Origin of the sequence: Rubrivivax gelatinosus, assembly GCF_016583785.1 — a bacterium.
Classification (GTDB): Bacteria; Pseudomonadota; Gammaproteobacteria; order Burkholderiales; family Burkholderiaceae_C; genus Rubrivivax; species Rubrivivax gelatinosus_B.
In genome coordinates this window covers 40334-46898 of record NZ_NRRU01000036.1, presented here as the reverse complement: position 1 = coordinate 46898, position 6565 = coordinate 40334, and the positions used below count along the sequence as shown (strand labels likewise).

Below are 6565 nucleotides of genomic sequence, written 5' to 3'. Positions count from 1 at the left end.
CACGCAGAGCACGCAGGAGGCCGCGCCGGCGTCGGCCGCACCGGCGCCTTCGTCGCCCGGCTCGGCGCCCCACTGCAGGCGCAGATGGCCCGAGGCGCTGCAGACGATCTGCGCGCTGTCCGCCGCCCAGACGCTGCGCGCCATCGGCAGCAGCCAGGCGGCGATCAGCACGAGGCTGAGCCAACGCAGGCTGCGCGGACGGAGGCGCCAGGAACTCATCGGGTGGGGGGCGGTGGTTGCGGCTTGAGGGGCATCAAACCGGTGACGGGATCGTAACGACGGCCTGGCAGAGCCGAAACAATGGCGGAGGGATTCGCTCGGAGCGCCGTACCGCCGTGGCAGCCGGATCAGCGCGCGGCCGGATGGCGCCGGCGCGCGCGCCAGACCCAGGGCGCGACCGGACGGGCGTCGGCCCATAGCCCGGCACGTTCACGCCGCGCCTGCCACTGCAGCGCCGGCAGGTTCAGGTCCGAGGCGTAACCCTCCATCACCCAGGCCAGGCCGGCACGCAGCTGCGCCGCCTGGGCGTCGACACCGCCGCAGCGCACGTGAGCGACAACGCGGCCGTAGCGGTCGTGGCCGGCGGCGCCGGGCAGCGGCCGCAGCTCGGCCTGGCGGCGCAGGCACAGCGCCGCGAGCTGGCGCCGCGACTGCGCTCCGAAGGCCTGGCGCTTCTCGGGTGCGTCGATCTCGGCCAGGCGCACGTGCAAGGGGCTTGGGCTGCCGGCGCAGCGCGCCGTCAGCGTGTCGCCGTCGGCGACGGCGACGACCAGGCAGGACAGGACGATCGCGCTCAGCATCGGGGGAAGAAGCGCCGGCCACGGCCGGCGCGCATCAGACCGGGGTCGGCGGCAGCCCCAGGCGCTCGGCAAAGCTGTAGGCGACGAACTCGTCGCCACGCACGAAACCGGCCAGCAGCAGGTTGCAGGAAAGCGCCAGCTCGACCGCCATCGTCGTCGGTGCCGACACCGCAGCCAGCGCCGAGGCGCCCAGGCGCGCCGTCTTCTGCACCATTTCGAAACTGGCGCGGCTGGTGATGGCGACGAAACCCTCGCCGGGCGCGATGCCGCCGCGCCGCATCGCGCCGACCAGCTTGTCGAGCGCGTTATGGCGGCCGACGTCCTCGCGCACCAGCAGCGCCGCACCGTCGCGGCTGCACCAGGCGGCGGCGTGGGTGGCGCCGGTCAGGCGCTGCAGCGCCTGGCCGGCGCGCAGCTCACGCTGCGCACGCGCCAGCGCCGCGGGCTCGAAGCGACGTGCCGGCAGCAGCGGCAGCGGCTGGCGCACCTGGCTCAGGCTGTCGGTGCCGCACAGGCCGCAGCCGGTGCGCCCGGCCAGCGTGCGCCGGCGTTCGCGCAGCCGCCATTCGCAGGCGGCCGACACCTCCAGCCGCAGCTCGATGCCTTCGGCCACCGCCACCGCCTCGACGGCGCGCAGCTCGCCGGGTTCGGCCAGGCCTTCGGTGAAGCAGAAGCCGTGGGCGAAGTCCTCGAGGTCGGCCGGCGTGGCCATCATCACCGCGTGCGAGATGCCGTTGAGCACCAGCGCCACCGGCAGCTCGTCGGCCAGCCAGTCCTCGCCGGCGCGCGCGACACCGCCACGCAGCGCGACCACGGGCACGCGGCTGGCGCCGGCGGTAGCGGGATCGGGGGCAGTCATCGGTTGGGCGGGACGCGGCGGCAGGGCCGCGATTGTCGTCCAGCGTGACGGAATGCGCCGTCGCCGACCGCGCCGCCGGGACTAGGGCAAGCGCTCTGACGCATCTTGCAACACGCTGCTAGCATCCGCCCCGCTCCCGGTCCATGCAGCATGTTCGCGGGGGCAGCGCCCGGGGCCAGTGGCCGGCTGCCGGGACGCCCCCTCACAACAAGGCCGCAGCCGCCGGGCGTCGTCGACCCACCTCTTCCACAGCCACGGGATTGCGCTCATGAAGCAACTCTCAAGGCGCCAGTTCATGAAAGTGACTGGCTCCACGCTGGCGGGTTCGAGCCTGGCGCTGATGGGCTTCTCGCCCGCCACCGCGCTGGCCGAAGTCCGCCAGTACAAGCTCGCCGCCACCACGGTCACGCGCCAGACCTGCACTTATTGCTCGGTCGGCTGCGGCATCCTGATGTATTCGCTCGGCGACGGCGCCAAGAACGCCAAGCGCTCGGTGATCCACGTCGAGGGCGACCCCGACCACCCGGTCAACCGCGGCACGCTGTGCCCCAAGGGCGCGAGCCTGCTGGACATCATCAACAGCCCGAACCGGCTGCTGCACCCCGAGGTGCGCGAATCCGGCTCCAGCGAGTGGAAACGCATTTCCTGGGACGAGGCCAACACCCGCATCGCCCAGTTGCTGAAGGAAGACCGCGACGCAAACTTCGTCGAGAAGACCGACGACGGCCTGACGGTCAACCGCTGGACCACCACCGGCATGCTCGCGGCTTCGGCCTCCAGCAACGAAGCCGGCTACATCACCCACAAGATTGCCCGTTCGCTCGGGCTGCTCGCATTCGACAACCAAGCCCGTGTCTGACACGGCCCGACGGTGGCAGGTCTTGCCCCGACGTTTGGCCGTGGAGCGATGACGAACCATTGGGTCGACATCAAGAATGCGGACGTCATCCTCATCATGGGCGGCAATGCCGCCGAAGCCCACCCCTGCGGCTTCAAGTGGGTCACCGAGGCCAAGGCGCACAACAAGGCGCACCTCATGGTGGTCGACCCGCGCTTCAACCGCTCGGCTGCGGTAGCGGATTTCTATGCCCCGATCCGTTCGGGCAGCGACATCGTCTTCCTCGGCGGGGTGATCAACTACCTGCTCGAGAACGACAAGATCCACCACGAGTACGTCCGCAACTACACGGACTTCAGCTTCATCGTGCGCGAGGACTTCGCGTTCGAGGACGGCATCTACTCGGGCTACAACGCCGACAAACGCAGCTACGACAAGACGAGCTGGGACTACGAGCTCGGCGCTGACGGTTTCGTCAAGACCGATGCGACGCTGGAGCACCCGCGCTGCGTCTACCAGCTGCTGAAAAAGCACTACAGCCGCTACACGCCGGACAAGGTCGAGAGCATCTGCGGCACGCCCAAGGCGAAGTTCCTGCACGTCTGCGAGAAGCTCGCGTCGACGGCGGTGGCCGGACGCGCGGCGACGATGCTCTACGCGCTGGGCTGGACGCAGCATTCCATCGGCGCGCAGATCCTGCGCACCGGCGCGATGGTGCAGCTGCTGCTGGGCAACATCGGTGTCGCCGGCGGCGGCATGAACGCGCTGCGCGGGCACTCCAACATCCAGGGCCTGACCGACCTGGGGTTGCTGTCGGCCAGCCTGCCGGGCTACCTGACGATGCCGATGCAGGCCGAGCAGGACTACCAGAAGTACGTCGACACCCGCACGCAGAAACCGCTGCGCCCGGGCCAGATGAGCTACTGGCAGAACTACCCGAAGTTCCACGTCAGCCTGATGAAGGCCTGGTACGGGCCGAACGCGACGGCCGAGAACAACTGGGCCTTCGACTACCTGCCCAAGCTCGACAAGCAGTACGACATGCTGCAGGTCTTCGAGCTGATGAACCAGGGCAAGGTCAACGGCTACATCGCCCAGGGCTTCAACCCGCTGGCGGCGCTGTCGAACAAGGACCGCGTGCGCGACGGCCTGGCCAAGCTGAAGTTCCTCGTCGTGATGGACCCGCTGGCCACCGAGACCAGCGAGTTCTGGAAGAACCACGGCGAGTACAACGACGTCGACGCGTCCAAGATCCAGACCACGGTCTTCCGCCTGCCGACGACCTGCTTCGCCGAGGAGGAAGGTGCGGTCGTCAGCTCCAGCCGCGTGCTGCAGTGGCACTGGAAGGCGGCCGAGCCGCCGGGCCAGGCGCGCACCGACATCCACATCATGTCGGGGCTGTTCCTGCGCCTGCGCGAGCTCTACAAGAAGGACGGCGGCACCTTCCCCGACCCGATCCTGAAGCTGTGGTGGCCCTACGCCCAGCCCGAGGAGCCGTCGCCCGAGGAAGTGGCCAAGGAGTACAACGGCCGCGCGCTGGCCGACGTCTTCGACCCCAAGGACCCGACCAAGCTGGTGCGCAAGGCCGGCGAGCAGCTCGGCGGCTTCGGCGAGATGCGCGACGACGGCTCGACGATGGGCGGCTGCTGGATCTTCGCCGGCTGCTGGACCCAGGCCGGCAACCAGATGGGCCGGCGCGACAACGCCGACCCCACCGGCATCGGCAACACGCTGAACTGGGCCTGGGCCTGGCCGGCGAACCGGCGCGTGCTCTACAACCGCGCCTCCTGCGACGTCGACGGCAAGCCCTTCAACCCGCGGCGCAAGCTGATCGGCTGGACCGGCAGCGCCTGGGCCGGCCCCGACGTGCCCGACATGGCGCCGGCGCTGGCGCCCGAGACCGGCGCCGGGCCGTTCATCATGAACCCCGAGGGCGTGGCGCGTTTCTTCGCGCGCAAGGGCCTGGCCGAAGGGCCCTTCCCCGAGCACTACGAACCCTTCGACACGCCGCTGGGCTACAACCCGCTGCACCCGAAGAACCCGCTGGCGACCAACTCGCCGGCGGCGCGTGTGTTCAAGCCGATCTGGGACACCTTCGGCAAGGCCTCGGAGTTCCCGCACGTCGGCACCACCTACCGCCTGACCGAGCACTTCCACTACTGGACCAAACACGCGCTGCTCAACGCGATCACGCAGCCCGAGCAGATCGTCGAGATCGGCGAGACGCTGGCGCAGAGCCTGGGCATCGCCGCCGGCGACATGGTCAAGGTGTCGTCCAAACGCGGCTACATCAAGGCGCGTGCCGTCGTCACCAAGCGCATCAAGGCGATGACGATCGAGGGCAAGCCGGTGCACCACGTCGGCATCCCCATCCACTGGGGCTTCAAGGGCGTCACCAAGCCGGGTTTCCTGGCGAACACGCTGACGCCCTTCGTCGGCGACGGCAACACCAACACGCCCGAGTTCAAGACCTTCCTGGTCAAGGTCGAGAAGGTCTGAGGAGCGCCCATGTCACTGCAATCTCTCGACATCAAGGCGCGCTCGGCCACGACCACGCCCTCGCCGCAGGCGCGCACGCCGGCTTCGGGCGAGGTCGCCAAGCTGATCGACGTCTCCAAGTGCATCGGCTGCAAGGCCTGCCAGACCGCCTGCATGGAGTGGAACGACCTGCGTGAGGAGCCCGGCTCCAACGTCGGCGTCTACGACAACCCGGCGGACCTGACGGCCGCCGCGTGGACGGTGATGCGTTTTGCCGAACACGAGAACACCGAGTCCGGCAACCTGGAGTGGCTGATCCGCAAGGACGGCTGCATGCACTGCACCGACCCGGGCTGCCTGAAGGCCTGCCCGGCGCCGGGCGCGATCGTCCAGTACAGCAACGGCATCGTCGACTTCCACCAGGAAAACTGCATCGGCTGCGGCTACTGCATCACCGGCTGCCCGTTCAACATCCCGCGCATCTCGAAGAAGGACCACAAGGCCTACAAGTGCACGCTGTGCTCGGACCGCGTCGCGGTCGGCCAGGAGCCGGCCTGCGTCAAGACCTGCCCGACCGGCGCGATCATGTTCGGCACCAAGCAGGCGATGAAGGACCAGGCCGAGGAGCGCATCGAGGACCTGAAGGAACGCGGTTTCGAGAAGGCCGGCCTGTACGACCCGGCCGGCGTCGGCGGCACGCACGTGATGTACGTGCTGCAGCACGCCGACCAGGCGCCGCTGTACCAGGGCCTGCCGCAGGACCCGTCGGTGAGCCCGGTGGTCGGTTTCTGGAAGGGTGCGCTCAAGCCGCTGGCGGTGGCGGGGCTGGCGATCGCCGGTTTCGCCTCGCTGTTCCACTACATCACCAAGGGCCCGAACGACGTGTCCAAGGCGCTGGAGGACGAGATGGAACGCAAGGACCGCGAAGCCGAAGCCGCCGAAGCTGACGAGGAGACGCCGCGATGAGACGCAACCCACGCGACATCAAGCGCTACGACGCGTCCGAACGCGCCAACCACTGGGCCGTCGGCTGGCTCTTCCTGGGCGTGATGCTCTCGGGGCTGGCCTTCTTCCACCCGGCGCTGTTCCCGCTGACGATGTTTTTCGGCGGGCCGACCTGGGCGCGCATCCTGCACCCGTACATCGGCGTCGGCATGGCGCTGCTGTTCGCGCTGATGGCCTGGCGCTTCTGGAAGCTCAACGTCATCGGCGCGGCCGACGTCGAGTGGCTGCGCAACGTCGGCAAGATGGTCGACGGCGACGACCACGACATGCCGGCGCAGGGCAAGTACAACGGCGGCCAGAAAGTGCTGTTCTGGGCGCTCGTCGTCTGCATGGCGGTGATGCTGCTGACCGGCATCCCGATGTGGCGCGCCTGGCTGACGCTGCCGGTGGGTGTCGTGCGTGTGGCCTCGCTGCTGCACGCCGTCGCCGGCATCGGCATGATCCTGCTGATCGTCATGCACGCCTACGCCGCGATCTGGACCCGTGGCACGATACGCGCGATGTTCTACGGCACCGTCACGCGTGCCTGGGCCAAGCAGCACCACCGCAACTGGTACCGCAGCGTCACCGGCGACGACAGCTGAA

The 6565-nt window shown here is 69.1% G+C and carries 5 protein-coding genes and 1 pseudogene; 3 read left to right on the top strand and 3 right to left on the bottom strand.

What is annotated here, in order from left to right:
* The 3 genes and pseudogenes from CKO43_RS11445 to fdhD all read right to left on the bottom strand — a co-directional run.
* A pseudogene (locus CKO43_RS11445) lies at nt 1–219 on the bottom strand (hypothetical protein); the annotation flags it as partial.
* A gap of 128 nt (nt 220–347) precedes the next feature.
* A complete protein-coding gene (locus tag CKO43_RS11440; RefSeq protein WP_200378711.1) occupies nt 348–800 on the bottom strand; it encodes a thermonuclease family protein in 453 nt (150 codons plus the stop codon).
* Between the two features lie 34 nt (nt 801–834).
* Nucleotides 835–1659: a formate dehydrogenase accessory sulfurtransferase FdhD gene (gene fdhD / locus CKO43_RS11435; RefSeq protein WP_200378710.1), complete on the bottom strand. Its 825-nt coding sequence runs from the start codon at nt 1657–1659 to the stop codon at nt 835–837.
* Nucleotides 1660–1927: 268 nt separating this feature from the next.
* Here fdhD and fdnG point away from each other — a divergent pair, with 268 nt between their 5' ends.
* From fdnG to CKO43_RS11420, 3 genes are read left to right on the top strand one after another with little or no spacing between them, the layout of a single operon-like run.
* Nucleotides 1928–4996: a formate dehydrogenase-N subunit alpha gene (fdnG, locus tag CKO43_RS11430; protein WP_200227692.1), complete on the top strand. Its 3069-nt coding sequence runs from the start codon at nt 1928–1930 to the stop codon at nt 4994–4996.
* Between the two features lie 9 nt (nt 4997–5005).
* Nucleotides 5006–5941 carry a formate dehydrogenase subunit beta gene (fdxH, locus tag CKO43_RS11425; protein ID WP_200227694.1) on the top strand — a complete coding sequence of 312 codons (936 nt, stop codon included), beginning with the start codon at nt 5006–5008 and terminating at the stop codon, nt 5939–5941.
* The gene (locus CKO43_RS11420) at nt 5938–6564 is read left to right on the top strand and encodes a formate dehydrogenase subunit gamma (RefSeq protein WP_200227696.1); all 627 of its coding nucleotides are present in this window, start codon (nt 5938–5940) and stop codon (nt 6562–6564) included. Before fdxH ends, CKO43_RS11420 begins: the two co-directional genes overlap by 4 nt.
* Nucleotide 6565: the final 1 nt, after the last annotated feature.